This is a genomic window from Gordonia sp. McavH-238-E (assembly GCF_022348225.1).
GTDB lineage: Bacteria > Actinomycetota > Actinomycetes > Mycobacteriales > Mycobacteriaceae > Gordonia > Gordonia terrae.
In genome coordinates this window covers 90,848-116,472 of sequence record NZ_JAKRFE010000010.1, presented here as the reverse complement: position 1 = coordinate 116,472, position 25,625 = coordinate 90,848, and the positions used below count along the sequence as shown (strand labels likewise).

The 25,625-nt window shown below is 68.0% G+C and carries 25 protein-coding genes and 2 tRNA genes; 8 read left to right on the top strand and 19 right to left on the bottom strand.

The window, feature by feature from the left end; all coding sequences use genetic code 11:
* Nucleotides 1–39: 39 nt before the first annotated feature.
* The 5 genes from clpX to MHN80_RS16945 form a co-directional block, all read right to left on the bottom strand.
* The gene (gene clpX / locus MHN80_RS16965) at nucleotides 40–1,320 is read right to left on the bottom strand and encodes an ATP-dependent Clp protease ATP-binding subunit ClpX (protein ID WP_004019616.1); all 1,281 of its coding nucleotides are present in this window, start codon (nucleotides 1,318–1,320) and stop codon (nucleotides 40–42) included.
* Nucleotides 1,321–1,530: 210 nt separating this feature from the next.
* Complete coding sequence (locus tag MHN80_RS16960) at nucleotides 1,531–2,226, bottom strand: ATP-dependent Clp protease proteolytic subunit (protein ID WP_101818935.1); 696 nt, start codon at nucleotides 2,224–2,226, stop codon at nucleotides 1,531–1,533.
* A 65-nt stretch (nucleotides 2,227–2,291) separates the two neighbouring features.
* Nucleotides 2,292–2,891 (bottom strand): ATP-dependent Clp protease proteolytic subunit, encoded by a 600-nt coding sequence (locus tag MHN80_RS16955; protein ID WP_004019614.1) that lies wholly within the window; start codon nucleotides 2,889–2,891, stop codon nucleotides 2,292–2,294.
* A gap of 278 nt (nucleotides 2,892–3,169) precedes the next feature.
* Nucleotides 3,170–4,537, bottom strand: coding sequence for a trigger factor (gene tig / locus MHN80_RS16950; RefSeq protein WP_064571047.1), 1,368 nt, complete (start codon nucleotides 4,535–4,537; stop codon nucleotides 3,170–3,172).
* A gap of 87 nt (nucleotides 4,538–4,624) precedes the next feature.
* Nucleotides 4,625–4,698 (bottom strand) — tRNA-Pro (locus MHN80_RS16945).
* Between the two features lie 232 nt (nucleotides 4,699–4,930).
* Here MHN80_RS16945 and MHN80_RS16940 point away from each other — a divergent pair.
* Nucleotides 4,931–5,004, top strand: a tRNA-Gly gene (locus MHN80_RS16940).
* Nucleotides 5,005–5,043: 39 nt separating this feature from the next.
* Here MHN80_RS16940 and MHN80_RS16935 read toward each other — a convergent pair.
* Nucleotides 5,044–5,310, bottom strand: coding sequence for a hypothetical protein (locus tag MHN80_RS16935; protein ID WP_101818652.1), 267 nt, complete (start codon nucleotides 5,308–5,310; stop codon nucleotides 5,044–5,046).
* Between the two features lie 249 nt (nucleotides 5,311–5,559).
* Here MHN80_RS16935 and MHN80_RS16930 point away from each other — a divergent pair, with 249 nt between their 5' ends.
* Together MHN80_RS16930 and MHN80_RS16925 are read left to right on the top strand one after the other, a co-directional pair.
* A complete protein-coding gene (locus MHN80_RS16930) occupies nucleotides 5,560–5,745 on the top strand; it encodes a hypothetical protein (RefSeq protein ID WP_039865834.1) in 186 nt (61 codons plus the stop codon).
* Nucleotides 5,746–5,999: 254 nt separating this feature from the next.
* Nucleotides 6,000–6,761 carry a L,D-transpeptidase family protein gene (locus MHN80_RS16925; protein ID WP_081486976.1) on the top strand — a complete coding sequence of 254 codons (762 nt, stop codon included), beginning with the start codon at nucleotides 6,000–6,002 and terminating at the stop codon, nucleotides 6,759–6,761.
* Between the two features lie 60 nt (nucleotides 6,762–6,821).
* Here the strand turns inward: MHN80_RS16925 and MHN80_RS16920 are convergent, their stop codons facing one another.
* From MHN80_RS16920 to MHN80_RS16905, 4 genes are all read right to left on the bottom strand, one after another.
* On the bottom strand, nucleotides 6,822–7,739 hold the full coding sequence (locus MHN80_RS16920; RefSeq protein ID WP_275447831.1) for a PE-PPE domain-containing protein: 918 nt from the start codon (nucleotides 7,737–7,739) through the stop codon (nucleotides 6,822–6,824).
* A 77-nt stretch (nucleotides 7,740–7,816) separates the two neighbouring features.
* A complete protein-coding gene (locus MHN80_RS16915) occupies nucleotides 7,817–8,254 on the bottom strand; it encodes a hypothetical protein (protein ID WP_004019608.1) in 438 nt (145 codons plus the stop codon).
* A gap of 105 nt (nucleotides 8,255–8,359) precedes the next feature.
* Complete coding sequence (locus MHN80_RS16910) at nucleotides 8,360–9,163, bottom strand: DNA-formamidopyrimidine glycosylase family protein (protein ID WP_239402728.1); 804 nt, start codon at nucleotides 9,161–9,163, stop codon at nucleotides 8,360–8,362.
* Nucleotides 9,164–9,178: 15 nt separating this feature from the next.
* Complete coding sequence (locus tag MHN80_RS16905) at nucleotides 9,179–9,661, bottom strand: ribose-5-phosphate isomerase (RefSeq protein WP_064571045.1); 483 nt, start codon at nucleotides 9,659–9,661, stop codon at nucleotides 9,179–9,181.
* A gap of 22 nt (nucleotides 9,662–9,683) precedes the next feature.
* On the opposite strand from MHN80_RS16905, the gene MHN80_RS16900 reads away from it, so the two are divergent.
* A complete protein-coding gene (locus MHN80_RS16900; RefSeq protein WP_239402727.1) occupies nucleotides 9,684–10,730 on the top strand; it encodes a M48 family metallopeptidase in 1,047 nt (348 codons plus the stop codon).
* 33 nt (nucleotides 10,731–10,763) lie between these two features.
* Here the strand turns inward: MHN80_RS16900 and MHN80_RS16895 are convergent, their stop codons facing one another.
* Nucleotides 10,764–11,384 (bottom strand): DsbA family protein, encoded by a 621-nt coding sequence (locus MHN80_RS16895; protein ID WP_239402726.1) that lies wholly within the window; start codon nucleotides 11,382–11,384, stop codon nucleotides 10,764–10,766.
* A 198-nt stretch (nucleotides 11,385–11,582) separates the two neighbouring features.
* Here MHN80_RS16895 and pepN point away from each other — a divergent pair, with 198 nt between their 5' ends.
* Entirely contained in the window at nucleotides 11,583–14,186 is a 2,604-nt protein-coding gene (pepN, locus tag MHN80_RS16890; RefSeq protein ID WP_239402725.1) for an aminopeptidase N, read from the top strand.
* 12 nt (nucleotides 14,187–14,198) lie between these two features.
* Here the strand turns inward: pepN and MHN80_RS16885 are convergent, their stop codons facing one another.
* Both MHN80_RS16885 and MHN80_RS16880 read right to left on the bottom strand, forming a co-directional pair.
* Complete coding sequence (locus MHN80_RS16885; protein ID WP_239402724.1) at nucleotides 14,199–14,879, bottom strand: response regulator; 681 nt, start codon at nucleotides 14,877–14,879, stop codon at nucleotides 14,199–14,201.
* Nucleotides 14,876–16,435: a sensor histidine kinase gene (locus MHN80_RS16880; RefSeq protein WP_101818643.1), complete on the bottom strand. Its 1,560-nt coding sequence runs from the start codon at nucleotides 16,433–16,435 to the stop codon at nucleotides 14,876–14,878. Before MHN80_RS16880 ends, MHN80_RS16885 begins: the two co-directional genes overlap by 4 nt.
* 115 nt (nucleotides 16,436–16,550) lie before the next feature.
* On the opposite strand from MHN80_RS16880, the gene MHN80_RS16875 reads away from it, so the two are divergent.
* Complete coding sequence (locus MHN80_RS16875) at nucleotides 16,551–17,984, top strand: cation:dicarboxylate symporter family transporter (protein ID WP_239402723.1); 1,434 nt, start codon at nucleotides 16,551–16,553, stop codon at nucleotides 17,982–17,984.
* Nucleotides 17,985–18,075: 91 nt separating this feature from the next.
* On the opposite strand, the gene MHN80_RS16870 is transcribed toward MHN80_RS16875, so the two are convergent.
* The 3 genes from MHN80_RS16870 to MHN80_RS16860 all read right to left on the bottom strand — a co-directional run bounded on the left by MHN80_RS16870 (nucleotide 18,076) and on the right by MHN80_RS16860 (nucleotide 19,562).
* Nucleotides 18,076–18,570 (bottom strand): DUF5130 family protein, encoded by a 495-nt coding sequence (locus tag MHN80_RS16870; RefSeq protein WP_167550897.1) that lies wholly within the window; start codon nucleotides 18,568–18,570, stop codon nucleotides 18,076–18,078.
* Nucleotides 18,557–18,811 (bottom strand): hypothetical protein, encoded by a 255-nt coding sequence (locus MHN80_RS16865; RefSeq protein WP_004019594.1) that lies wholly within the window; start codon nucleotides 18,809–18,811, stop codon nucleotides 18,557–18,559. Before MHN80_RS16865 ends, MHN80_RS16870 begins: the two co-directional genes overlap by 14 nt.
* A gap of 148 nt (nucleotides 18,812–18,959) precedes the next feature.
* Nucleotides 18,960–19,562 (bottom strand): HNH endonuclease, encoded by a 603-nt coding sequence (locus MHN80_RS16860; RefSeq protein ID WP_239402722.1) that lies wholly within the window; start codon nucleotides 19,560–19,562, stop codon nucleotides 18,960–18,962.
* A 133-nt stretch (nucleotides 19,563–19,695) separates the two neighbouring features.
* Here MHN80_RS16860 and MHN80_RS16855 point away from each other — a divergent pair, with 133 nt between their 5' ends.
* On the top strand, nucleotides 19,696–20,142 hold the full coding sequence (locus tag MHN80_RS16855) for a globin (RefSeq protein WP_004019591.1): 447 nt from the start codon (nucleotides 19,696–19,698) through the stop codon (nucleotides 20,140–20,142).
* A 77-nt stretch (nucleotides 20,143–20,219) separates the two neighbouring features.
* Nucleotides 20,220–22,025: a glycoside hydrolase family 13 protein gene (locus MHN80_RS16850; RefSeq protein ID WP_239402721.1), complete on the top strand. Its 1,806-nt coding sequence runs from the start codon at nucleotides 20,220–20,222 to the stop codon at nucleotides 22,023–22,025.
* 13 nt (nucleotides 22,026–22,038) lie between these two features.
* Here the strand turns inward: MHN80_RS16850 and MHN80_RS16845 are convergent, their stop codons facing one another.
* From MHN80_RS16845 to MHN80_RS16835, 3 genes are all read right to left on the bottom strand, one after another.
* Complete coding sequence (locus tag MHN80_RS16845) at nucleotides 22,039–22,728, bottom strand: hypothetical protein (RefSeq protein ID WP_239402720.1); 690 nt, start codon at nucleotides 22,726–22,728, stop codon at nucleotides 22,039–22,041.
* Nucleotides 22,728–23,219, bottom strand: coding sequence for a thioesterase family protein (locus MHN80_RS16840; RefSeq protein WP_004019588.1), 492 nt, complete (start codon nucleotides 23,217–23,219; stop codon nucleotides 22,728–22,730). The genes MHN80_RS16845 and MHN80_RS16840 overlap by 1 nt, the downstream gene beginning before the upstream one ends.
* 74 nt (nucleotides 23,220–23,293) lie before the next feature.
* Nucleotides 23,294–25,555 (bottom strand): molybdopterin-dependent oxidoreductase, encoded by a 2,262-nt coding sequence (locus tag MHN80_RS16835; protein ID WP_239402719.1) that lies wholly within the window; start codon nucleotides 25,553–25,555, stop codon nucleotides 23,294–23,296.
* Between the last annotated feature and the right edge of the window lie 70 nt (nucleotides 25,556–25,625).

The following is a 25,625-nucleotide window of genomic DNA, read 5'->3' as shown; positions in this document are numbered from 1 at the left end:
GCGGGGCTCGCTTGTCGTCGGTGAGTGGTGAGCTGCGGGTCAGGCGCTCTTGTCGCGACGTTCGTCGCTGGAGGCCTTTCGCGGCACGATCGTCGGAAGCACGTTGTCCCGGACGGTCTCACCGGTGACGACGACCTTCTCGACGTCGTCCCGGCTCGGGATGTCGTACATCACCGGCAGCAGGACCTCTTCCATGATGGCGCGCAGGCCACGGGCACCGGTCCCGCGGTGGATCGCCTGGTCGGCGACCGCCTCGAGTGCATCCTTGGTGAACTCCAGCTCCACGTTGTCCATGTCGAACAGCCGGGTGTACTGCTTCACCAGCGCGTTCTTCGGCTCGGAGAGGATGCTGACCAGCGAATCCTTGTCCAAGTTGGTCACCGAGGCCACGACCGGCAGGCGTCCGATGAACTCGGGGATCAGACCGAACTTGATCAGGTCCTCCGGCATCACATCGGCGAATTGATCCGATGTGTCGACCTCGTCCTTGCTCGCCACCTCGTTGCCGAAGCCGAGGCCGCGCTTGCCGATCCGCTCGGACACGATCTTCTCGAGGCCCGCGAATGCGCCGGCGACGATGAAGAGCACGTTCGTCGTGTCGATCTGGATGAACTCCTGATGCGGGTGCTTGCGCCCGCCCTGCGGCGGCACCGACGCCTGCGTACCCTCGAGGATCTTCAGGAGCGCCTGCTGCACACCTTCACCCGACACATCGCGGGTGATCGACGGGTTCTCGCTCTTGCGCGCGATCTTGTCGACCTCGTCGATGTAGATGATGCCGGTCTCGGCCCGCTTGACGTCGTAGTCGGCGGCCTGGATCAGCTTCAGCAGGATGTTCTCCACATCCTCGCCCACGTAACCGGCCTCGGTGAGGGCGGTCGCGTCGGCGATCGCGAACGGCACGTTGAGCATCTTCGCCAGCGTCTGCGCGAGGTATGTCTTGCCACATCCGGTCGGGCCGAGCATGAGGATGTTCGACTTCATCAGCTCGACGGTCTCGCCCGTCCGGGAGTCCTTCTTCTCTCCCGCCTGGATCCGCTTGTAGTGGTTGTACACCGCCACCGCGAGTGTCCGCTTGGCCGTGTCCTGACCGATGACGTACTTCTCGAGGAAGTCACGGATCTCCGTCGGCTTGGGCAGCTCGTCGAGCTTGACGTCGCCGTTCTCGGCCAGTTCCTCTTCGATGATCTCGTTGCACAGATCGATGCACTCATCGCAGATGTACACGCCAGGGCCGGCGATGAGCTTCTTCACCTGCTTCTGGCTCTTGCCGCAGAAAGAGCACTTGAGCAGGTCGCCGCCGTCTCCGATTCGTGCCATCTCGCGCTGTACCTACTTCCTCGTTGCCGGACTGTCGTGTCTTGTCCGTCGCGTCGCACGCAGCCGGGCATGGGTCATTTGATCGACACTCGAATGCCCAGTAACCCGACGGTACCCGCGTGCCGCCCGAACTTCGACCGATAAGGCCAAATGTCGCGGCAGAAAATCACCGGGACTTCTGTACTGCCACAACTACTTCTTTTGCGACGACTACTTCTTCATCGACTTCTTGCGGTACTCGAAGACCTCGTCGATGATCCCGTACTCCTTGGCCGCCGCGGCGGTCAGGATGTTGTCGCGGTCGGTGTCCTTACGGATCTTCTCCTTGTCCTGGCCCGTGTGGCCGGCCAGGATCTCGTCGAGCCGGTCGCGGATGCGCTCGATCTCGGCGGCCTGGATCTCGAGGTCGGACACCTGACCCTGGTACGCACCGCCGGTACGCGGCTGGTGGATCAGGACCGTGGCGTTCGGCAGTGCCGCGCGCTTGCCGGGCGTTCCGCCGGCGAGGAGGATCGCCGCGGCCGAGGCCGCCTCGCCGAGGCAGACGGTGACGATGTCGCAGTGCACGTACTGCATGGTGTCGTAGATGGCGAGCATGTCCGGCACGCTGCCACCCGGCGAGTTGATGTACATGGTGATGTCGCGGTCGGGATCCTGCGACTCCAGGACCAGCAGCTGCGCCATGACGTCGTTGGACACGACCTGGTCGATCGGGGTGCCGACGAACACGATCCGCTCTTCGAAGAGCTTGGCGTACGGGTCGTACTGACGCTGACCGTTCGGCGTGTGCTCGATGAACTGCGGCAGGATGTACCGCGCCTCGATGTTCTTCAGCGCCAGGGCCGACGCGGGAATCCCGGCGGCGACCTCGGCGGGCATGCCGTCGTGGGAAAGGGAGTTGGTCATCTGTTGCTCCATTGAGTAGAGGTGGCTCGGCGGTGGCTGTCAGGCGCGGTCATCGACCCCGGGTCTCACTGACCCGGACGCGAGATCACCTTGTCGACGAAGCCGTATTCCTTGGCCTCTTCCGCGGTGAACCACTTGTCACGGTCCGCGTCGGCCTCGATCTTCTCGAGCGGCTGACCGCTGAACTCGGCGTTGAGCCGGTTCATCTCCTTCTTGGTGAGCGCGAACTGCTCGGCCTGGATCGCGATGTCGGCGGCGGTACCACCGATACCCGCGGACGGCTGGTGCATCATGATGCGCGCGTGCGGCAGTGCGTGCCGCTTGCCCTTGGTGCCGGAGGCGAGGAGGAACTGCCCCATCGACGCCGCCATGCCCATCGCGTAGGTCGCGACGTCGCATTCGGCGAGCTGCATGGTGTCGAAGATCGCCATGCCGGCGGTCACCGACCCACCGGGCGAATTGATGTAGAGGTGGATGTCCTTCTGCGGGTCCTCGGCCGCGAGCAGCAGGATCTGCGCGCACAGACGGTTCGCGATGTCGTCGTCGACCTGGGTGCCCAGGAAGATGATGCGCTCGCGCAGCAGACGCTCGAACACCGAATCGGTCAGGTTCAACCCAGCCACACCCGAACTCATCGTGGGTGTGTGGATGGTCGGCTCACTCACGGGTTCCTACCTTTGCCTTGTTGTCATGACCTGTGCGTCACCCGCGGGCGACGCACACGCTCATCGAATACTTCTCTGATGACGTCCTCACCGACACTAACCAATCGAGACCCGCGGGCACTCCCGAGGACACGCCACTTCGCTGAGAGCAGAACCACCTTCGGCACCGTGAACGATCTGTGCGCCATGGTGGACCGACGGCAATCGCCGGTCCTCGTGGACGAGGACCGGCGATGGCGCGGATCAGGTGCGGCACTCGGCGCCGCGGCCGAAGTCGATCAGTTGTCGGTGTCGGACGTCTCCGCGTCGGACTCCTCGGCGTCGTCCTTGCCGCCGAAGAACTCGGCGGTGTCGACGGTCGCGCCATTGGTGTCGGTGACGGTCACGTCGCCGACGATGGCGGCCAGCGACTTGCCGCGACGGACGTCGGCATAGACGGCGCCGACCTGGTTGGCCTGTGTCAGCTGCTGGATGAACTCCTGCGGCTGCATGCCATAGCGCTGGGCGGTGAAGATGATCTGCTGGGTCAGCTCGTCCTGGCTGACCTCGGTGTCCTGCTGGTCGGCGATGGCGTCGAGCAGCAGCTGCTGCTTGACCGACTTCTCGGCCTCGTCGCGGGACTCCGCGTCCCACTCCTCGCGGGTCTTGCCCTGCGCCTCGAGGAACTTGGCGACCTGCTCGTCATCGTGCCCCAGGGCGTGGATGACCTGGTGCTGCTGACCCTCGACCTCTTCGTCGACGACCTTCTCCGGCACGGGGATCTCGACGGTCTCGAGCAGCTTCTCGAGGACCGCGTCGCGGATCTTGTTGGCCTGCTCCAGCTTCGCCGACTGCTCGACGCGCTCGGCCAGGCTGGCACGCAGCTCGTCGACGGTGTCGAACTCGCTGGCCATCTGGGCGAACTCGTCGTCGACCTCGGGCAGCTCGCGCTCCTTGACCGACTGAACGGTCACCTTCACCAGCGCCTCCTCACCGGCATGATCGCCGGCGACGAGCTTGGTCGTGAACTCCTTGTCCTCGCCCGCCGTCAAGCCGATGAGTGCCTCGTCGAGCCCGTCGATCAGCTGGCCGGAACCGACCTCGTGGGACAGGCCCTCGGTGGTGGCCTCCTCGACAGTCTCGCCGTCGACGGTCGCAGCCAGGTCGATGGAGACGAAGTCGCCGTTCTCCACACCGCGTTCGACGCCCTTGAGGGTGCCGAAGCGGGCGCGCAGTCCTTCGAGCTGCTCGTCCACGGCTGCCTCGTCGACCTCGATCGCGTCGACCTCGACCGACAGGGTCGAGTAGTCGGGCAGGGTGATCTCCGGGCGGACGTCGACCTCGGCGGTGAAGGTCACCGACTCGCCGTACTTCAGCTCCGAGAGGTCGATCTCGGGCTGGCCGATGGCCTTGGTCTCGGTCTCGGCGACGGCCTCGGAGTACTTGACCGGAATCGCGTCGTTGACGACCTGCGCGAGGATCGAGTCGCGCCCGACGCGGGCCTCGATCAGCTTCGCGGGCGCCTTGCCCGGACGGAAGCCGGGAATCCGGATCTGCTGGGCCAACGACTGGTAGGCCCGGTCGAAGTCTGCCGACAGCTCCTCGAACGGGACCTCGACGTTGAGCTTGACCCGGGTCGGGGTGAGTTGCTCGACAGTGCTCTTCACGCCTGAATACTCCTTATATCTACGGTGGTGGAAGTTCGGTCGTTCGCGGGCCGTGCACCGGGTGACCGGTTGGCCACGTCGATCAAGTCGGGATGACAGGATTTGAACCTGCGACCCTCCGCTCCCAAAGCGGATGCGCTACCAAGCTGCGCCACATCCCGGGGTCCGAACACGCGAGAGGACCCCGGAGGGCGACCGCGCATCAGGGCCAACAAGAGATAGTACGTGCCCCCACGGCCGAGCCCGCCGACGGGTACCGCACAGCGGCGATGAATGCCCCGGGGCCCGACAGTTGCCGACCCTCGGACCCACCCCGATTTCGGGTTCCGGCCACCCTGCCGGTACAGTCACTCATCGCACGCGACGCCGGATTTCGACGGCAACGCAGGCAACGCGGGTGTAGCTCAATGGTAGAGCCCTAGTCTTCCAAACTAGCTACGCGGGTTCGATTCCCGTCACCCGCTCCACCGGGCCCGGAGGCGCAACGCCTCCGGGCCTTCGACGTGTCAGGGCTCCGGGGGCGCGTCCCACGGCAACGGCAGCGGGACATATTCGTACTCGATCTCCGGGGCCGGCTCCTCGGCGGGATGTCCGGGCGCCGATGGATCGCCGGGCCCGGTCGAGATGATCGGCGGCGGACAGGGTGCGAACTGACCGTTGCCGACCGCCATCTTGCACGGCTCGGCGTCTGCGAGCCCCGCGCCCGCCACGAGTCCAGCGCTTCCGACGAATGCCGCCGCGGCGAATGTTAGTGTTGCTATGAGTCTGGTCATCGAGGTTCCTTAACGGTGAATCACCTCTCATGCCGGAGAGGTTTCGAGGATGCGAACGCGCTCCTTTCCGAGGGCACCGCTCACCGCCCCCACGGTCGACGTTCCTCCGCTCGCCTTCGGCCACCTGCGGTTTCGCGCGGGATGTCTCAAATCCCAGCCAGAGTCACCCGACCGGACCACACACCTGCGGACGGCCACCGCCGGCAGACCGGACTGTGATCCACGCCACACGTGGCGTACCGTTGATCCATGTCCTCCAGCCACACGAAAACCCAGCGTCGCTGCGGCTCCTGCGGCGCGCCCCTGTACCTCCGTCGCGACGTCACCGAGTCCGAGGCGGGCGTCGGCCGCGTCGATGTGATGCTCGTCTGCCGGGACGAAGCGTGTTCGCAGCCCGCGCGCCACCTTCGGACCGAACACCCACAGCCCGTCTGACCCCGAAACCCAACGGTCCCCAAAGCCCAAGTAACACTGGGACAAACGATCCTGTTGACATCGTCGGTACGTCGACGAAGATGAGTCGCACCAGCCGCCGACAGACCATCACGACTCGCGAATGTGACAACCGTCACACACGAGGTGCGTAGCCACGCTCACCTCGGGTTTTGCCACGTCGTATCGCCCGTTCGCGATCGCGGGGTCATTCAGGGTGCCCGACTCCTTGGACCCATGACAACGGTTGTGTAACGATGGTGCAGCGCTCAGGCCGATGCGCGGAAAGACCCATCGAACCGAAGGTACGACCTGTGTTGAACTCCCCTGTGCCGACCCCGCGCGCCTCGCGTCGCCGCTCGGCTCGACGCCTCACGGCTGTCGTCTTCGGCGTCCTGGCGATGGCCCTCGCACTTCCCGGCGTCGCGAACGCCGTACCGGTCACCGTGATCCCCGGCTTGCCGCCGGTCGAGATCCCGGCGATTCCCGGCCTGCCGACACCGCCGGCGCCGAGCACCCCCGAGGCCCCGCAGCCGCCGTCGTCGACCACGACGACCGAGGAGAAGCCGGCCGACCCGGCCATCCCGAACGTGAAGACCGAGACCGGCTACATCGCGCTGGCCGACGACAACACCCACACCATCACCTGGTGGCACAACGGCGAGGTCGTCAAGAAGATGCCGATCTCGATGGGGTCCGACAAGAACCCGACCCCCCACGGCGTGTACTACACCAAGGAGAAGTACCGCGACATGTACATGGATTCGTCCACGTACGGCGTCCCGGTGGACTCCGCAGAGGGCTACCGCACCTACGTCGAGTACGCGACCCGCATGTCGTGGGACGGGATCTTCATCCACGCCGCACCCTGGTCGGTCAATCAGCAGGGCCGCAGCAACGTCAGCCACGGCTGCATCAACGTGACCACCGAGTACGGCAAGTGGGTGTACGACAACGTGCCCCGCAACACCCCGATCGTGGTGCGTAACACCATCGGACCGAAGTACCAGAACACCTGAGTCCGGAACAGACATGACGAGGGGCCGGTCACCAGAGGTGACCGGCCCCTCGTCATGTCGCTACCCGGCCGCGAAGGTCGCCTGCACCTGGAGCCACCGGGCGATCACCTGACACCCGGTCGACGCGGGATCCGTCACCGACGTACGCCGGTAGGGTTCGCTGCGGTAGGACGTGTGCCGTCCGCCGGCGGCATTGCTGACCCACAGGCCGCTGATGCGTATCCGTGGCGGGAGGTACCACCGGATCTCGCGCCAGGCAGCCGTGAGACGCGCGAGGTCGCGTCGCCACTGTGCCGGCCGGACAGAAGTACGGCGCGCATTCTGCAAGTCGTTGGTGCGCAGGACCTTCCACGCACTTCGACCCCACCTGCCGACCCCGGCGAAGGTCATCGACCCGGTGAGATCGGCGATGTCGCGGACCAGTGAATCGGCAGCCGCGTTGCAGATCATGTCCTCGGCTGCGCCCACCCAGCGCACCGGAAGTCCCGCGGGTAGACCGACTCCCGGTCCGGCCACGCCCCATCCGCGACAACCGGGAACCGCACCGGGCGGCTGGTGCGGATCGGCGACCAGGCCCACACCGAGGATCCGGTCCGAGTCGGGCGCGCCGTCGACGTCCAGGTCGGCGAGGGCCGTCCGGATGACCACGGCACCCTGTGAGTAACCCACCAGTGCGATCGAACCTGTCGAGGTGTGGATGGCCGCGCGCAGTCGGCGCGCTCCGATGGCCACGCTGTCGACGAAACTCATGCCGCCCGGAGCCGGCGCGGGCCCGTAACTCGCCGGGTACCCGACCCACCGGCAGACAAAGCGGTCGTCGAGCTCGTCCGCCACGCCCGCCAGCAGACCGGACACGTCGGTCCGGGCGTCGTCCTCGAAGGACTCCCCTGTGCCGCCCACCACGAAGACGGTGATCGTCGACGACGCGCCGCCCGGCTGTCCGGCGCGGACCCCCACACTCTGCTGCACCTCCCCCATGGTGGCGACGGCAGGTGAGAACCGACCGCAGGAGCGCTGAGTGCTCGCTGAGAGTCCTCCGCTGCCGGCCGAACGGGTCAGGATGCTTGGGCGGGCGGCGGCTTGGCGACGTAGTCGGCGGTCTCGATGATCGCCACGAAGAATCCGCTGCCCTCGATCACGTTGGCGCTGTGCACCAGCCCGGCGGGGATGTAGATGCTCGCCGGCGCCTCGACCTCATAGACCTCGTCCCCGAGTGTGATCTCGTAGACGAGACGGTCGAGCGACAGCAGGATGTTGATCTCCGGGCAGTCGTGCACGTGCGGTTCGCAGTAGTCACGGGAAGCGGCCGAGACGGCCCGCATCTCGTGCGCCACGACCCGCTTCTCGGCTTCCGGGAACAGGTCCCCGCCGGCCAGCACGCGTCGGGTGATCGGCGCGTCGGCGGCGCCGTGGAAAGGAACGTCCTTCAGTGGAGACACCTCACCCCGCGAGATCAGTCCGGCATGAGACCGGATGCTTTCGCTGACTGTCACACTGCCCCCTCTTGTCATCCCCGACCCTTCGCATGAGCAACGACCTCACGGTCCCGCACGATGCTACTAAGGTTCGGCTATCCACACCGACCGGGGAGTAACTTGTCAGGTCTGGCAGACCGGGCACCAATAGAGCTTGCGGCCCTCGAGTTCGGCGATCAGGACCGTTGTCCCACAGATCCGGCACGGCTCGCCGGCCCGCCGGTACACGTATGTCCGCGGACGATTCGGCGCGTACGCCGGCGCCCCGGAGTCGTCCTCCGGACGTATCACGTGGATGCGCCCACGCCGCACCCCGATCTTCATGAGGGCCACGAGGTCGGCCCAGAGTGCATCGAATTCGCCACGGAGAACACGCTTTCCGGGACGCATCGGGTCGATGCCCGCCCGGAACAGGATTTCGGCCCGATACACGTTGCCGATTCCGGCGACGACCTTCTGGTCCATGAGGAGAGCGCCGACGGGTCGCGCGGACCGCGAGATCGCGGTCCACGCCCGCTCGGGGTCGGCATCGCGCCGAAGGGGATCCGGCCCGAGTCGGGCGAGCAACGTCTCGAGGTCGGCGGGGTGGTAGATCTCACAGGCGGTCGGACCGCGGAGGTCCGTGCCGGCCGTCTCACCCTCGATGCGGAGTCGAACCTGACCCACGGGTTCGGGCAGGGGCACGGTGAGTTCGGTGAAGGCACCGTAGAGCCCGAGATGGATGTGCACGAGGCGCTCGACACGGCCGTCTCGATAACGATGGACGAGATGCTTGCCCCACGCCTCGGCGGCGTGAAAGGTCAATCCGTCGACCTCTGCCGCTCCGTCGGCGAACCGTCCCTGCGGGCTGCTGACACGAACTTGCTGCCCGCCGAAGAGACGCTGCTGCCGGCGCGCGAGTCGATGGAGCGTGTGGCCCTCGGGCACGGGCTCGGCCCGCGACTACTCGGCCGGGGCCCCCGGCACCTCGGGAGCCTCACCGGTGCGCTCGTACTCGGCGAGGATGTCGATGCGGCGCTGGTGCCGCGCCTCCTCCGACCACGGGGTGGCGAGGAAGGCGTCGACGATGGCGAGCGCCTCCTCGGTGCTGTGCATCCGGCCGCCGATCCCGATCAGCTGCGCGTTGTTGTGCTGCCGGGCGAGCTGTGCGGTCTCGACGCTCCAGGCGAGGGCGCAGCGCGCGCCGGGGACCTTGTTGGCGGCGATCTGCTCACCGTTTCCGCTGCCGCCCAGCACGATTCCCAGGCTGCCGGGGTCGGCGACGGTCCGGGCCGCGGCGGCGATGCAGAACGCCGGATAGTCGTCGGCGGGATCCATCACATGGGCTCCACAGTCCACGACCTCGTGACCGGCCGTCGCGAGATGGTCGGCGATCTGGTTCTTGAGTTCGAATCCGGCATGGTCGGCACCGAGATAGACACGCATGGCGCCACTATAGATTGAGGGCGTGGACACGCCCCTGCCCATCCCCCACCAGCCGAACGGCGGCGCACCCACCGCCGGGGCGCCGATCCCGAACGTGCCCGGTGTCGCCGACCCGCCGCCACCCGCTCCGGCCGACCCGGGCCGTCGGTGGCTGCGGCCGGCCCACTACGCGGCGCGACCCCGTCTCCACCCCTGGGAGATCCCGGCGCTCGTCGTGGTGATCGTCACGACGGTGGTGGGATACGGGGCGATCATCCTGCTCGTCGCGCTGGGCACGCTCGACCAGCTGTTGTTGGGCGCGTTGCTGTTCCCGCTCCTGCTCTTCGTGATCCGCGGTCTGACCTATGCATCGCCGCGGGTGAACGGGGTGCAGATGACGCCGACCCAGTTCCCGGACGGGCACCGGATGGTCGTCGAGGCCGCCGCACGCTTCGGACTCGAGTACGTGCCCGATGCCTATGTCGTCCTCGGCAACGGTGCGATCAACGCGTTCGCGTCCGGGCATGGGTTCCGGCGTTTCGTCGTCGTCTACTCCGACCTTTTCGAGGTGGGCGGCGCCGCCCGGGACCCACAGGCGCTCGAGTTCATCATCGGGCACGAGGTCGGCCACATCGCGGCCGGGCACACCTCGTACTGGCGACAGCTCTCGACGATCGTCGGGATGAACATCCCGGTCCTCGGCGCCGCGTTGTCGCGCGCGCAGGAGTACAGCGCCGACAACTACGGCTACTACGCCAGACCCGGCGGGGCGCCCGGGGCGATGGGGGTCCTGGCCGCGGGCAAGTACATGCTCTCGGCGGTGGACTTCGACCAGTTCGCCGACCGGGCGACCCACGAGCGCGGCTTCTTCACCTTCCTGACCAACGCGATGTCGTCGCATCCGGTGCTGACCTGGCGTGCCGCCGCTCTCCGCGACCGGACCCGACCGGGGGCGATGCTGCTGCGCCCGCGCCAGATCGTCCGAGGTGTCGGCAGCGGCAACGTGGTGGCGGTGGCGCCGCCGCCGCACCCCGCGACACTCGCACCGGGCGCACTACCCAACGGCATCGAGCCGCCGCCGCGTTTCTGACGTGCGGAGCCGTTGTCGCGCAACCGGACCCGGTCAGTCGAACTGCGGGTCTTCGTCGCGCGACCGCTTGAGTTCGAAGAAGTGGGGGTAGGACGCCAGGGCGCGCGCACCGTCCCAGACCGTTCCGGCATCCTCACCGCGCGGGATGCGCGACAGCACGGGGCCGAAGAAGGCCACGTCGTTGACGTGGATGGTGGGCGTTCCGACGTCGTCGCCGACCTTGTCCATCCCGGCGTGATGACTCGTGCGAATCGTCTCGTCGAAGTCGGTGCCGTCGGCCGCCTCCGCGAGCGAGGCGTCGAGGCCGAGTTCGTCGAGTGCTCCCGTGATGACCTCGTCGAGATCCTTGATGCCCTGGTTGTGGATGCGGGTACCCATCGCGGTGTACAGCGGCGCGAGTATCTCGTCGCCCTTCTGGGCGGCTGCAGCGGCGATGACGCGGACGGGGCGCCACGCGTGCTTGAGTCCCTCGCGGTACTCCTCGGGAATGTCCTTGCCCTCGTTGAGGACGGCGAGACTCATGATGTGGAAGTTGACGTCGATCGGCCGGACCTGTTCGGCCTCCAGGATCCAGCGCGAGGTGATCCAGCACCACGGGCAGAGCGGGTCGAACCAGAAATCGACGCGGTCGGTGGTCTGTGCCTGCACTGACATGAAACGTCCTCTCGAGGGTCTGCTGTTCAGCTGGTGCCGGGCGTCCGGCCCGGCGGCGCCGTCGGACGCCACAACATCGCGACGCACCGAACTGTTCCCGAGATCGCGGGCGGACCCACGGCAACCGGCCGAGCGATCCCGGACCCGTCGCGTTGCGGAGGACACCACCCACGTCCTGAGCTGGATAAGCTGGCCTGCGTGACTGCTCCGAACCTCACCAGAGACCAGGCCCGCGACCGCGCAGCAATCCTCGACGTGTCGAACTATCAGATCGAGCTCGACCTCACCGACGGTTCCGGGGCGCCCGGGTCCGAGACGTTCAGATCCACGACGACGGTGCGGTTCACGGCGACGGAGGGCAGTGAGACGTTCGTCGACCTCGTCGCTCCCGCCCTGATCTCGGCGACCCTGAACGGCACCGACCTCGACGTGTCCGGCTTCGACGAGTCGGTCGGCATCCCGTTGACCGGCCTCGCCGCCGACAACACGCTGACGGTGGTCGCCGACTGCGCCTACTCCAACACCGGGGAGGGTCTCCACCGGTTCGTCGACCAGTCCGACGACTCGGTCTACCTCTACTCGCAGTTCGAGACCGCCGACGCCAAGCGGATGTTCGCGTGCTTCGACCAGCCCGACCTCAAGGCGACCTATACCGTGACGGTCACCGCGCCCGCGGACTGGAAGGTCATCTCCAACGCGGCGCACGCGGAGGACCCGGCCGACCCGGACGGCGCCACCTCCGCCGTGGTGCATCGCTTCCGGGAGACCGTCCCGATGAGCACCTATCTCGTCGCCCTCATCGCAGGGCCCTACGCGGAGTGGACCGACGTCTACTCCGACGAGCACGGTGACATCCCCCTGGGCATCTACTGCCGCGCATCACTGGCCGAGTTCATGGACGCCGAGCGACTGTTCACCGAGACCAAGCAGGGATTCGGGTTCTATCACAAGAACTTCGGCATCCCCTACGCCTTCGGCAAGTACGACCAGCTGTTCGTCCCCGAGTTCAACGCCGGTGCGATGGAGAACGCCGGCGCCGTCACCTTCCTCGAGGACTACGTCTTCCGGTCCCGCGTGACCAAATACCTCTACGAGCGTCGCGCCGAGACCGTCCTGCACGAGATGGCGCACATGTGGTTCGGCGACCTCGTCACCATGCAGTGGTGGGATGACCTGTGGCTCAACGAGTCCTTCGCCACGTTCGCCTCGGTGCTGTGCCAGTCCGAGGCGACCGAGTACACCAGCGCCTGGACGACCTTCGCCAACGTCGAGAAGTCCTGGGCCTACCGCCAGGACCAGCTGCCCTCGACCCACCCGGTGGCCGCCGACATCCCCGACATCGCCGCGGTCGAGGTCAACTTCGACGGCATCACCTACGCCAAGGGCGCGTCGGTGCTGAAGCAACTCGTCGCCTACGTGGGTCTCGACGACTTCCTCGCCGGGCTGCGCAGCTACTTCGCCGCGCACGAGTTCGGCAACGCGACGTTCGCCGATCTGCTGGGCGCGCTGGAGAAGTCGTCGGGACGCGACCTGTCGGACTGGGGCGCCCAATGGCTGCGCACCACGGGCATCAACGTCATCCGGCCCGACTTCGAGCTCGACGACTCCGGCGCGTTCACCCGGTTCACCATCGTCCAGGACGGCGCCGCTCCGGGCGCCGGCGAGACCAGGGTCCACCGCCTGCGTGTGGGCGTCTACGCCGACAACGGATCGGGCGCCATCGAACAGACGCACAGCGTCGAGCTCGACATCGAGGGCGAACGCACCGATGTCGCCGATCTCGTCGGTGTGCACCGCGGAGATCTGGTGCTGCTCAACGACGGCGACCTGACCTATGCCTCGGTCCGCCTCGACCCGGAGTCGCTGGCCACCGCGACCGCCCGGATCGGCGACATCAGCGATCCGATGCCGCGCACCCTGGTGTGGTCGGCGGCGTGGGAGATGACCCGCCAGGCCGAGATGCGGGCCCGCGACTTCGTCGAGCTGGTACGCCGGGGCATCGCCGGCGAGTCGGAAATCGGTGTGGTGCAGCGAGTCCTGTTGCAGGCGACGACGGCCATCGAGTCCTACGCCGATCCCGAGTGGGCGGCGACGACAGGCCGTCCCGGGTTCAGTTCGCGCATGCTCGAACTCGCCCGCGCCGCCGATGCCGGCTCCGACCATCAGCTCGCGTTCGTCAACACCTGGCTCGCCGGCCGGATCAACGACGACCAGACCGACGTCGCCCGCGCGCTCCTCGACGGCGCGGACCCGGCCGAGCACGGACTCGACGGTCTCGCCGTGGACACCGACCTGCGGTGGAAACTGGTGACCGCGCTCGCCACGGCCGGGGCCATCGACACCGATCCGGCGTCGACCCCGGTCATCGATGCCGAGGCCGAACGTGACAACACCGCGACCGGTACGCGGTCGGCGGCCCTGGCCCGCGCAGCGCGGCCGCTGGCGGAAGCGAAGGCGGACACGTGGACTCGCGCCGTGGAGGACGACACCCTCTCGAACGTCTACACCCGCACCATGATCGGCGGGTTCGCCCGCCCCGGACAGGGCGAACTCCTCGAGCCCTACGTCGAGAAGTACTTCGACGCCGTTCCCCAGGTGTGGGCGCGGCGGTCCAGCGAGGTCGCGCAGACGGTCGTCATCGGCCTGTACCCGAGCTGGGCCATGTCGCAGCACGCCCTCGACCTCGCGGAGAGGTTCTTGTCCGGAGACCATCCGTCCGCTCTGAAGCGGTTGATCTCCGAGGGTCGCGACGGCGTGGCGCGCTCGCTGCGGGCACGCGCCTTCGACGCCCAGGAGAGCTGAGCCGGCGCCGGGTCAGCGCCGCCGCCAGCGGTAGCGCACCTGGGGGCGGCCCGCCGAGCCGTATTCGGTGTCGCGTTCGAGGACGTGGTCGTCGGCGAGCCGCTCGAGGTAGCGCCATGCGGTGACCCGTGACGACCCGAGTGCGCGGGCGACCTCGGAGGCGGTGAGTCCGTCGGGGCTGTCGCGGACCGCCCGGCTCACCGCGTCCTCGGTCTGCGGTGCGGCGCCCTTTTTCGCCGACCGGCGGATGTCGCTCGTGCGCAGTTCGGCGAGCGCACGATCGACATCGCGCTGGCTGACCGCATCCGAATCGCCGGTGAGCGCCTCGCGATAGCGGAGATACTGCTCGATCTTCTCCCGGAATGCGGCGAAGGTGAACGGTTTCAGGAGGTAGAGCAGCACTCCGCGCGACATCGCGCTCCGGACGGTCGCGAGGTCGCGCTGGGCGGTGATCGCGATGATATCGGGCGCTGGGCGCACCCCCGACAGCGCAGACGCGAGGTCGACCCCGCGGGCGTCGGGCAGACCCAGGTCGAGCAGAACCAGGTCCACCGAACCGGCGGCGGCCATCCGCAGCGCCTCCTGCGCCGTGGACACGGCACCCACGACCTCGAAGCCGCCCAACCGGACGAGATAGTCCCGGTGCGCCTCGGCGATGACCGGTTCGTCTTCGACGATCAGGACGCGGATCACGGTGTGCCCGCCTGCTCGTCGACGCGCATGTGTACCGAGATGACCGAACCGTAGGTGTTCTCGGCGCTGATCGTCCCGTGCCGGCGTGCGACGACCTGCGAGACCAGCGCGAGGCCGAGCCCGCGGCCGGCGGCGTCACCACCCGCCTTGGTCGAATAGCCCCGGGTGGTCGCGCGCTCGAACAGTTCGGCGTTCATGCCGGCTCCGCTGTCGGCGACCACGATGTCGAGCATGCGGTCGTCGCCGACGACGGTCACCTCGACCCATGGATCGGCCGGGTCGCAGGCGTCCAGTGCGTTGTCGATGAGGTTGCCCACGACCGTGATCATCTCGCCGGGTGTGAGCACCCGGGTGGCGGCGTCGCTCACCTGCGACTCCTCGGTCAGCGACAGCGGGATACCGCGCTCGGCGGCCTGCGCGGTCTTGCCCAGCAGCAGGGCGACCAGTGCGGGTTCGGCCACCGCCTGGGTCATCCGGTCGATGAGCTGCTGGGACAGCTCGAACTCGGTGGTCGCGAGTCGGACCGCCTCGTCGGGCCGGCCCATCTCGACGAGCGCGACGATCGTGTGCAACCGGTTGGCGGCCTCGTGTGCCTGGGACCGGAGTGCCTCGGCGAACCGCGTCATCGAGTCGAGCTCACCCATCGCATCCTCGAGTTCGGTGCGGTCACGGATGGTCACGACCGACGATCGACGGCGGCCGGACACCGGGGACCGGCTCACGAGCAGCACCCGGCCCCGCTCGGCGTAGGTCACGTCCGTCTCCTCGTCGCCGTCGGTGAGGAACACGGGCAGTTCGTCGGGAGACGTGTCGGCCTCGATGCCGAGAAGCCGTCGCGCTTCGGAGTTGACGAGGGCGGGTCGTCCGTCCTCCACGACCACCAATCCCTCCCGCACCGACCGGAGCACGGCGTCGTGATGGTCGTACATCAACCGCAGTTCCGCGGGCGCCAGACCACCGGTCTGCCGCAGCAGGCGTCGCCGTATCCACCACACGCCGCCGACAGCGGTGGCCAGGGCCGCGAAGGCGGCGAGGGCGATCAGCGGCAACTGGCCACGCCACGCCGAGGTCAGGGTGCTCTGTGTGATGCCGGCGGCGACCATCCCCACCACCCGCCCGTCCGTGGTGCGAACGGGTGCGATCGTGCGGATGGAGGGCCCGAGGGTGCCCGTGTAGTTCTCGGTCACGGTCTGCCCGCGAAGGGCCGCATCGATGCTCCCCAGATATGGCTCCCCGATCCGGGTGGGGTCGGTATGGGTGTAGCGGGTCCGGTCCGGCGCCAGGATGGTGATGAAGGCGATCCCGGTCGCAGCGCGCACGCGTTCGGTCACCGGCTGGAGAATCGCGCTCGGATCCGGGGACGTCAGCGCGGCGACGGTCGACGGCGACTCCGCGAGGCTGACCGCCACCGCGGTGACCTCCGCGCGCGCCGCGCGATTTCCGTCGATCCGGGCGTCCACGGCCGCGAGGACGCTCTCGGCGACGACGACCACCGCGAAGACCGACAGCGCGAGGGCCGCCACCTGCCCGGCGAGCGTTCGCGGGTACCACCGCATCCCAGCCGACCTCGCTCCCACTCTGAACGTAATGAACACAATCGTGACCCGCGTCACCCCACCGGGCCACAATCCTAATCACAGTTGTCCGAGGTGGATGAGGAGAGAATCACCGATGAACATTCGAGGCAGGTCCGGTGGCTCACCGGCCGGAGAAGATTCCGACCCGATCGCGACCACGCCCGACGATACGTCCGGCGCGCCCGCGAAGAAGCGGGACCGCACCCATTGGCTCTACATCGCCGTCATCATCGCGGTGGTCGCGGGCGTCGTGGTCGGGCTCGTCGCGCCCGAGGTCGGCAAGGACCTCGGTGTGCTCGGCACCATGTTCGTCAGCCTGATCAAGATGATGATCGCGCCGGTCATCTTCTGCACGATCGTGCTGGGCATCGGCTCGGTTCGCAAGGCCGCGACGGTCGGCAAGGTCGGCGGCCTCGCGTTCGTCTACTTCCTGGCGATGTCGACGGTCGCATTGGCGATCGGCCTGGTCGTCGGCAACATCATCCAGCCCGGCGACGGCCTCAACGTCGACGCGATGTCGGGCAAGGGAGCCGAGCTGGCCGAGGACGCACACGAATCGGGTGGAACCCTCGACTTCATCCAGGGCATCATCCCCGAGTCCATGTTGTCCGCGCTGACCGAGGGAAGTGTCCTGCAGGCCCTGTTCGTCGCCCTGCTCGTGGGCTTCGCGATCCAGGCCATGGGCCGCACCGGGGAACCGATCCTCACCGCGGTCTCGTACTTCCAGAAGCTCGTCTTCAAGGTTCTGACGATGGTGCTCTGGGTCGCACCGATCGGCGCGTTCGGCGCCATCGCCAATGTGGTCGGACAGACCGGTTGGGCCGCGGTCCAGCAATTGCTGACCCTGATGCTCGCGTTCTACCTCACCTGCCTGGTCTTCGTCTTCGGCGTGCTCGGCGTGCTGCTGCGCACGGTCTCCGGGGTCTCGATCTTCCGCCTGGTGCGCTACCTCGCCCGCGAGTACCTGCTGATCTTCGCCACCTCGTCGTCGGAATCGGCGCTCCCCCGCCTCATCGCCAAGATGGAGCATCTCGGCGTCGAGAAGACGACCGTCGGCGTCGTGGTGCCGACCGGCTACTCGTTCAACCTCGACGGCACCGCGATCTACCTCACGATGGCGTCGATCTTCATCGCCGATGCGATGGGCGACCCGTTGTCGGTCGGCGAGCAGATCGGCCTGCTGGCGTTCATGATCATCGCCTCCAAGGGCGCCGCCGGCGTCAGCGGAGCGGGACTGGCCACACTCGCCGGCGGACTGCAGGCCCACCGGCCGGAGATGCTCGACGGCGTCGGCCTCATCGTCGGTATCGACCGGTTCATGTCCGAGGCACGTGCGGTCACGAATTTCTCCGGCAACGCGGTCGCCACCCTGCTCGTCGGCTCGTGGACCAGCACCGTCGACAAGCAACGCGTCGACGATGTGCTGTCGGGTCGGGACCCGTTCGACGAGTCCAACATGGTCGACGACGAACTCGAATCGGACGCCACCACTGCACGTGGCGCCCACGAGAAGGTCCTCGCCCACTAGTTCTCACCCACCAGGGCGAGACGCCACGACAACGACGAGGCCGCCCCACCGGAAGGTGGGGCGGCCTCGTGGTCTGTGCAGGTGCAGGCGGTCAGCCGGCGGCGGCCGCGGTGGCCATCACGCGCAGCGACGCGATCAGCCCGTCGATCAGGTTGCCCTGACGGAAACCGGTGACCGCGGCGGTGACGCCGAGGGCTGCCACACGATCGTTCACGCGGCTCGACACCAGACTGCCGGAGACGATGACCACGTCGCGCGAGTTCGGCGAGACGGCGATCAGGGTGCCGTATGCGGGCTCGGGCGACTTCGCGAGGAGCTCGCGCGCACTGGCCTCCACGTCGCCGTCCAGATCACCGATGTACACCGAGAAACGGACGAGGGCCTTCTCGCTCGCAGCCTTCAACGTGTCATCGAGCGCGATCAGGTCACGCTTGCTGAAGGGCGGCGTCGTGGGCGAGTCACCGGGGTAGCGCGCCGCCGAGATGCGGCCGCTGTTGGTGAACACCGCTCCCACGGGCAGTTCGGCAGCCGAGCGGGCTGCGACCTCGGCGCTCACATTCGCGTGCGTAACCTCACCACTTGCCACTGGCCGAACTCCCGTCAACGTCGCTGGGCTCCGCGTGCCGCGGAAGTGCCATCGGTTCGATGTCGGTGGCACTGAAGAGAAGCGGTGCATGCTCCCACTGCTGGTCGAGGGTGTACTCCTTGACCTTCGGGTACTTGACCCCCGAGGAGAACACCATCGCGACAACACAGAGCAGCACGAAGAGCACCGTCACGATCGTGACTGGCACTCCGATGGGGACGATCAGGCTGTCGACGTCCATGTCACCCTTTCGATGGTCGCGCCGGACCCGCCCGGTTGTCGGCGCAGGTCATCGTTCATCAATCTAGCCCACCGGACACCACCGGGCGCACCGGGGCCTACAGCGCGTCGTAGACGCGCGAGGTGACCTCGCGTGGCCGGAACACAGCTCACGCGGCGCCCGCGTCGATGTACCGGAGCCAGGCCGGATCGATGTCCTTGATCGTCGCGAGCAGGCGCCAATGTCTGCCCTTCGGTGCCGCCGGAACCGTCCGCAGGGTCCACCCGAGTTCCCCGGTCAGGCGGTCCGCCTTGCGGTGATTGCACGACGCGCAGCAGGCGACGCAGTTCTCCCACGTGTGCGCCCCGCCCCGGCTTCGTGGGATCACGTGGTCGATCGTCGTCGCCCGCGCACCGCAGTAGCCGCACCGCATCCGGTCACGGCGCATCAGCGCGGCCCGGGTCATCGGGACGGTCGCCCGGTAGGGCACGTGGACGTAGGTACGGAGCCGGATCACGGTCGGCACCGGAACCGCGGTTCCCACCGAGTGGACCGCATCCCGTTCGTCGGCGTGCACCATGTCCGCGCGACCACGTAAGACGAGGACGATCGCCCGCCGGACCGTCACGGCCGTCAGTGGTTCATAGGTGGCGTTGAGCAGCAGCACCCGGCGACGGGTCCACGCCGGGGTCCCGGTCGGGTTCGCCTCGGTCTCGACGGCCCCGTGCGGTGCCGTCGCGTGTGCCGACTTCGCGTGTGATCTGCGCGTCATGTCGCCTCCTGCCGCCCCGTCGAGCACAAGTCCATCACGGTCGTGCTCCACGCGGAGGCCGTTTCATGGTGTCGGGCCAGCTCACGGGCCCGACCCGGGCGCCACGTTGAGACCTCGGGCCCGGGTGAGGACAATGGCGGAGGTGACCGGCGAACCCAACACATCCCCTCCGAGCACACCGGCACCGGAGACCCCGGCGCGGACCTTCTACGACGAGGTCGGTGGTGCCGAGACGTTCCGGCGCCTCACCGCTGTGTTCTACGACGAGGTGGCCCGCGACGAGGTGTTGCGGCCGCTGTATCCCGAAGAGGACCTCGGCCCCGCCGAGCGTCGGATGCGAATGTTCCTCGAGCAGTACTGGGGCGGGCCCCGGACCTACTCCGATGAGCGCGGTCATCCCCGGCTCCGCATGCGCCACAATCCGTTCCGTGTCGGCCCGATCGAGCGCGACGCCTGGCTCCGCTGCATGCACACCGCGATCGCGTCCATCGACGACGAGACGCTCGACGCCCCGCATCGCCGGGCGTTGATCGACTACATGGAGATGGCGGCGCAATCGATGATGAATTCGCCCATCTGAGAGCGGTTTCGCTCCCGACACGCCGCCCGACTCGCCGACTGACCTGGATTTCTCCGAGAAAACTCAGGTAGGGCACAATGGCCACGGTGAGCGACGAGACACCAGATGTTGTCCCCGCCGAGCCAACTGACGGGGGTCAGCCCGAGGATGCGCCGTACGACGACGGCGCGATCGAATCGGATGTCGATGCGCGCGACGAGCCGGCCCCGGATGAGTCGGCGACAGAGGCGGCACCCGTGGCCGCGGACACACCGGCCGCGCCGCCCGTTGTGTCCCAGTTGGATCCGTCGGACACCTCGTGGTGGAAGTCCGCGGTCTTCTACCAGATCTACCCTCGCTCGTTCTCCGATCTGAACGGCGACGGCGTCGGCGACCTCGCCGGGGTCATCGACAAACTCGGCTACCTCGAACTGCTCGGGATCGATGCGATCTGGCTCAGTCCGATCATGGCCTCCCCCATGGCCGATCACGGTTACGACGTCTCCGATCCGCGCGACATCGATCCCCTGTTCGGCGATCTCGACGTGTTCGACGACCTCATCGCCGAGGCCCACGAGCGCGACATCCGCGTCACGATGGACCTCGTCCCCAATCACACGAGCGATCAGCACGAGTGGTTCGTCGCCGCGCTCGCGGCGGCACCCGGCAGTCCCGAGCGGGCGCGATACATCTTCCGCGACGGCCGTGGCGACGACGGCGACGAGCCGCCGAACAACTGGCACAGCATCTTCGGTGGACCGGCCTGGACCCGCGTGACGGAGGCCGACGGTTCGCCCGGACAGTGGTACCTGCACATCTTCGCGAAAGAACAGCCGGACCTGAACTGGGAGAACCCCGACGTCTTCGCCGATCTGGAGGAGACCCTGCGCTTCTGGCTCGACCGCGGCGTCGACGGTTTCCGCATCGACGTCGCCCACGGGATGGCCAAGCCCGCCGACCTGCCGGACATGGACCTGTCGGCGACCAAACTCCTGCAGAACTCGGACGACGATCCGCGCTTCAACAACTATGCGGTGCACGAGATCCACCGCAAGATCCGCAAGGTTCTCGACGAGTACCCCGGCGCGGCCAATGTCGGCGAGATCTGGGTCAGCGACAACGAGCGTTTCGCCGAGTACCTGCGCCCCGACGAACTGCATCTCGGTTTCAACTTCCGGCTCGCCAAGGCGCCGTTCGACTCCGGCGCGATCAGAGAGGCCATCGAGAACTCTCTCGACGCGGTCCTGTCGGTGTCGGGCACGCCCACGTGGACACTGTCGAATCATGATGTCGCCCGCGAGGTCACCCGCTACGCGGTGGTCGATCCGGAGACCGGCTCGCTCGACCTCGAACGGGGAACGAGGCGTGCGCGTGCGATGCTCGTCGTCGAGATGGCGCTGCCCGGAACGATTTTCCTCTACAACGGATCCGAACTGGGGTTGCCCAACGTCGACGACCTCCCGGACGACGCCCTGCAGGACCCGGTGTGGGAGCGTTCGGGACGCACCGAACGCGGCCGCGACGGATGCCGCGTCCCGATCCCCTGGGAAGGGACCGAGCCCCCATTCGGATTCAGCACGTCGACCGACACCTGGTTACCGATGCCCGCCTCGTGGCAGGCCCTCAGCGTCGAAGCCCAGCTCGAGGACGTGGGTTCGATGTTGTCGCTCTACCGCGCCGCCATCGACCTGCGCGTGACGCGACCGGAGTTCGCCGGCGAGCACATCGAATGGTACGGCGCACCCGAGGGGTGCCTGGCGTTCCGCCGTTCCGAGGGCCGGCTGGTCTGTGCACTGAACGCCGGCGAGGTGCCGGTTCCGCTCCCGCCCGGTGAATTGCTGCTCGTCAGTTCGCCTCTCGTCGACGGGATGCTCCCGCCGGACGCGGCGGCCTGGCTCGTGTGACGGGCCCGGCCGCCTAATTCAGGACGGTGACCGCGAGATCGCGATGGCGGCGCTGGTAGACCGACCCGAAGCGCGCGTCGATCCGAATCCACGCCGTAGACATCCGGATTCGCACCGGTTCATCGGCGGCGATCGCGCCGGTGTCGGAGGTCTCGGTGACCGCGCGCCCGGACGCGTCGCGGATGAACCCCATACCGGTGAGGGCGAAGACCGACCTCATGCTCACCGCGGCCCGCAGTGCACCGTCGTCGGACGTGACCTCCAGGACATCCTGGTCGAGCAGACCGGTTGCGGGACCGTGCCCGCTGCCGTCCTCGCGCGCGACACGGGCGCCCTCCCTGGACAGTTCGACGATGCTACGGGCGGGGACGTCGTCGATGTGCCGGAAGCCGACCGCGGCGGGAAGCGCTCCGCGCCAGCCACTGTCGAGCGAGAAACCGGGGTCGACCGCGTCGCCGGGGCCGGCCGCCTCGACCGTGGATCGCAGGGTCGACGCGTCGCACACGACGTCGGCCGGCGCGACCCGTCCGGTCACCGAACGCGTGGCGAGGACATCGAATCCGGTGTGTGCCCACAGGGCCACCAGCCCATCCGATCGCGCCACCACCCGGACGACCGCGGCGTCGTCGAGACGCACGGCATGTGCCAGGAACGCGAGAGCATTGGATCGGTCGGACGACGCGATCTCGATGAACCGCTCCATCAGCTGGGTCCGGCGGATCGAGTGCTGGATTCGTCTCTCACCCGGCGGAATCCGGCGAGGTAGTCCTTCTGCTCCGGGGTCAACCGCGCGATGCGTTGCGCCTCGACGTCGAAGGCGACGAGCTGGGTGCTCGCGACGACGGCCGGGCGCGAGGCGGGGTCGGCGCCCGCCGCCCGCACCTCGTAACCGACGGTGAAGTCGACAGCGCGCAGTCGCTCCACGTACATCGTGACCTCGATGGGCCCCTCGGAATGACGCAGCTGCGCTTGATATCTCACGTGTAGATCGGCAACCAGACAACCGTCCCGCAGCGGAGCGGTCGGCCGGCCGTCGTAGAACAGCCACGGGATACGAGCCTCTTCGAGCAACGTCACCATCCGGGCATGGTTGATGTGCGCGTAGACATCCATGTCCGACCACCGGACCGGCACCTTGACCACATATCCGGCGGCGGTCGCGGTCCCGGCGTCCTCGTTCAGCACGTACGTCATCCCCTGTCAGATCGGTGTCCCCGGGGTGGCCCTCGCGGCCGCCCGGGTGCCACCCTACGCACCGGGCCACCAGGTCAGGCAGGCGCGATGTCCACCGGGAGCCCGTTGAGGACGACGGTTCCCGACAGCGGGTCCAACAGGGTGCCGTCGTTGAGCTCGTTCACGTTGACCCCCGGTTCGGTGGCGGCGACACGCAGTCGGACGCCCTCGACATCGTGGCCCCATCCGTGCGGCAGGGACGCGACGCCGGGCCGGATGTCGGTGGTGATCTCGACGGGTACCGTCAGCGACCCGCCCGAGCCGCGGATCTTGGCGACGTCGGAGATCCCGAGCCGGTCGGCGTCGTCGGGATGTATCTGCAGGGTGCAGCGGTTGGTACCGCCGGTGAGTGCCGGCACGTTGTGCATCCAGCTGTTGTTGGACCGCAGATGACGACGACCGACCAGCAACACGCCGCCGTCGGCGACCGGAACCGCGACGTGGTCCGCGGACACCTCGGCCCACAGACGGGCGAGGTCGCCGATGAGCGGGTCGGGAGCGAGCTCGACCTTCCCGGACGCCGTCCGCAGGACCCCGGGCAGCCGTGGTCGCATCGGCCCCAGATCGATGCCGTGGGGTGCGGCCAGCAGATCCGCGAACGTCAGTCCCGCGCGGGCTCCGAAGGCGTCGCCGTACGCGCCGACGCGCAGCAGCATGTCCAGGCGACGCCGGTGTCCCGGCGCGTCGGGGAGCATCGCGACCAGTGAGTCGACGTCGCGACCCGCAACCGGTGAATGCGGGTCGGTGACCTCCTTGGCCAGTGTCGCTGCGATGACCTGCTCGTCGACGAGCCCGGGATCGGCATCGACGCCGGCGCCCGAGAGACCGAGGATCAGCCGGGCGACGATCTCGATCTCGTCGGGCCGACCCGGCGGCAGCGGCAGCACCGGCGGCGAGTAACGAGCGGTGGCCCGGACGGCCAGATTGTTCAGGATGGCGTCGAAATGCGGGCTCTGCGATGGACGCGGCGGCGGCAGCAGAACGTGTGCGTGCCGTGTCGTCTCGTTCAGGTACGGGTCGACGCAGACCACGAATCGCGCGTCGTCGAGTGCGCGCCCCAGGCGTCCACCGTTGGGCGCGGAGAGCACCGGGTTGCCCGACACCGTCACCAGCGCGCGCAGCCGTCCGTCCCCGGGGGTCTCGAATTCCTCGGCTATCGCGACGGCGGGCAGTTCGCCGCCGACCTCCGCATGACCGGACACCCGGCTGCGCCACCGTCCGGTGCGGAATCCCCGTCCCGCGCGGGCCGGGCGAGGGGCCGGCGCGGTCGGAGCGAGCGGGAACATCACTCCGCCCGGCCGGTCGAAGTTGCCGGTGAGGATGTTGATCACGTCGATGAGCCAGCTGCCCAGCGTGCCGAATCGCACTGTGGTGGTACCCATCCGGCCGTACACGGCAGCCGAGGGGGACGTGGCGATCGATCGCGCGAGCGCTCGGATGTCGTCCGCCGACACACCGCAGTACGCCTCCACACGTTCGGGCGTGAAGGCGGCCATCTCCCGGCGCAGGGCATCGACGCCGATGACGTGTGTGGCGATTCCGCCGAGGTCGTCGGCAACGAGATCGTCGTCGAACAGGCAGTGCACGACCGCGGACAACAGGGCCGCGTCGGTGCCCGGACGCGGAGCGAGATGGGTGTCGGCGAGTTTGGCCGTACGGGTACGGGCCGGGTCGATGACGGTGAGCCGTCCGCCACGCCGGCGCAACGCGGTGAGTTTTCCGGGGAAGTCCGCGGCCGTGGTGACGCTGCCGTTGGAGACCACCGGATTCGCCCCGATGATCACGAGGTGGTCCGTGCGATCGAGATCCGGGACCGCGAAGGTCCCCGCGTGTCCCACCAGATGACCGGTCGCCGCCTGCTTCGGCATCTGGTCGAGTGTGCTGGCGCTGAACACATTGCGGGTGCCGAGGGCCCGGATGAGCAACGGCGCGTACATCGTGCCGGCGACGGTGTGCGCGGACGGGTTGCCGAGATAGAAGCCGATCGATTCGCCGCCGGAGGTCGCGATCACCTCGGTCAGCCCGTCGACGGCGGCCGCGAACGCTGTGTCCCAATCGGTGTCGACGAGCCGCCCGTCGCGCCGGATCATCGGCCGGTCGAGACGATCCGGGTCGTTGTCGAGCTGGGCGAAACTCGCGCCCTTCGGGCAGAGATAGCCGGCGCTGAACACATCGTGCGCGTCACCGCGCGCCGCGGTGACGATCTCCCGGCCCGTCGAGCGGTCCCGGTCGATGCTGAGCGTCAGACCGCAGGTGGCCTCGCAGAGCGGGCAGATGCGCGGCGCGGTTCGGGTCATAGGCCCAGGCTAGGCCGAATGCCCCTCGCCGGCGGCGGATCAGGCAGGCCGATCGCGGGCGTGGGCTCGG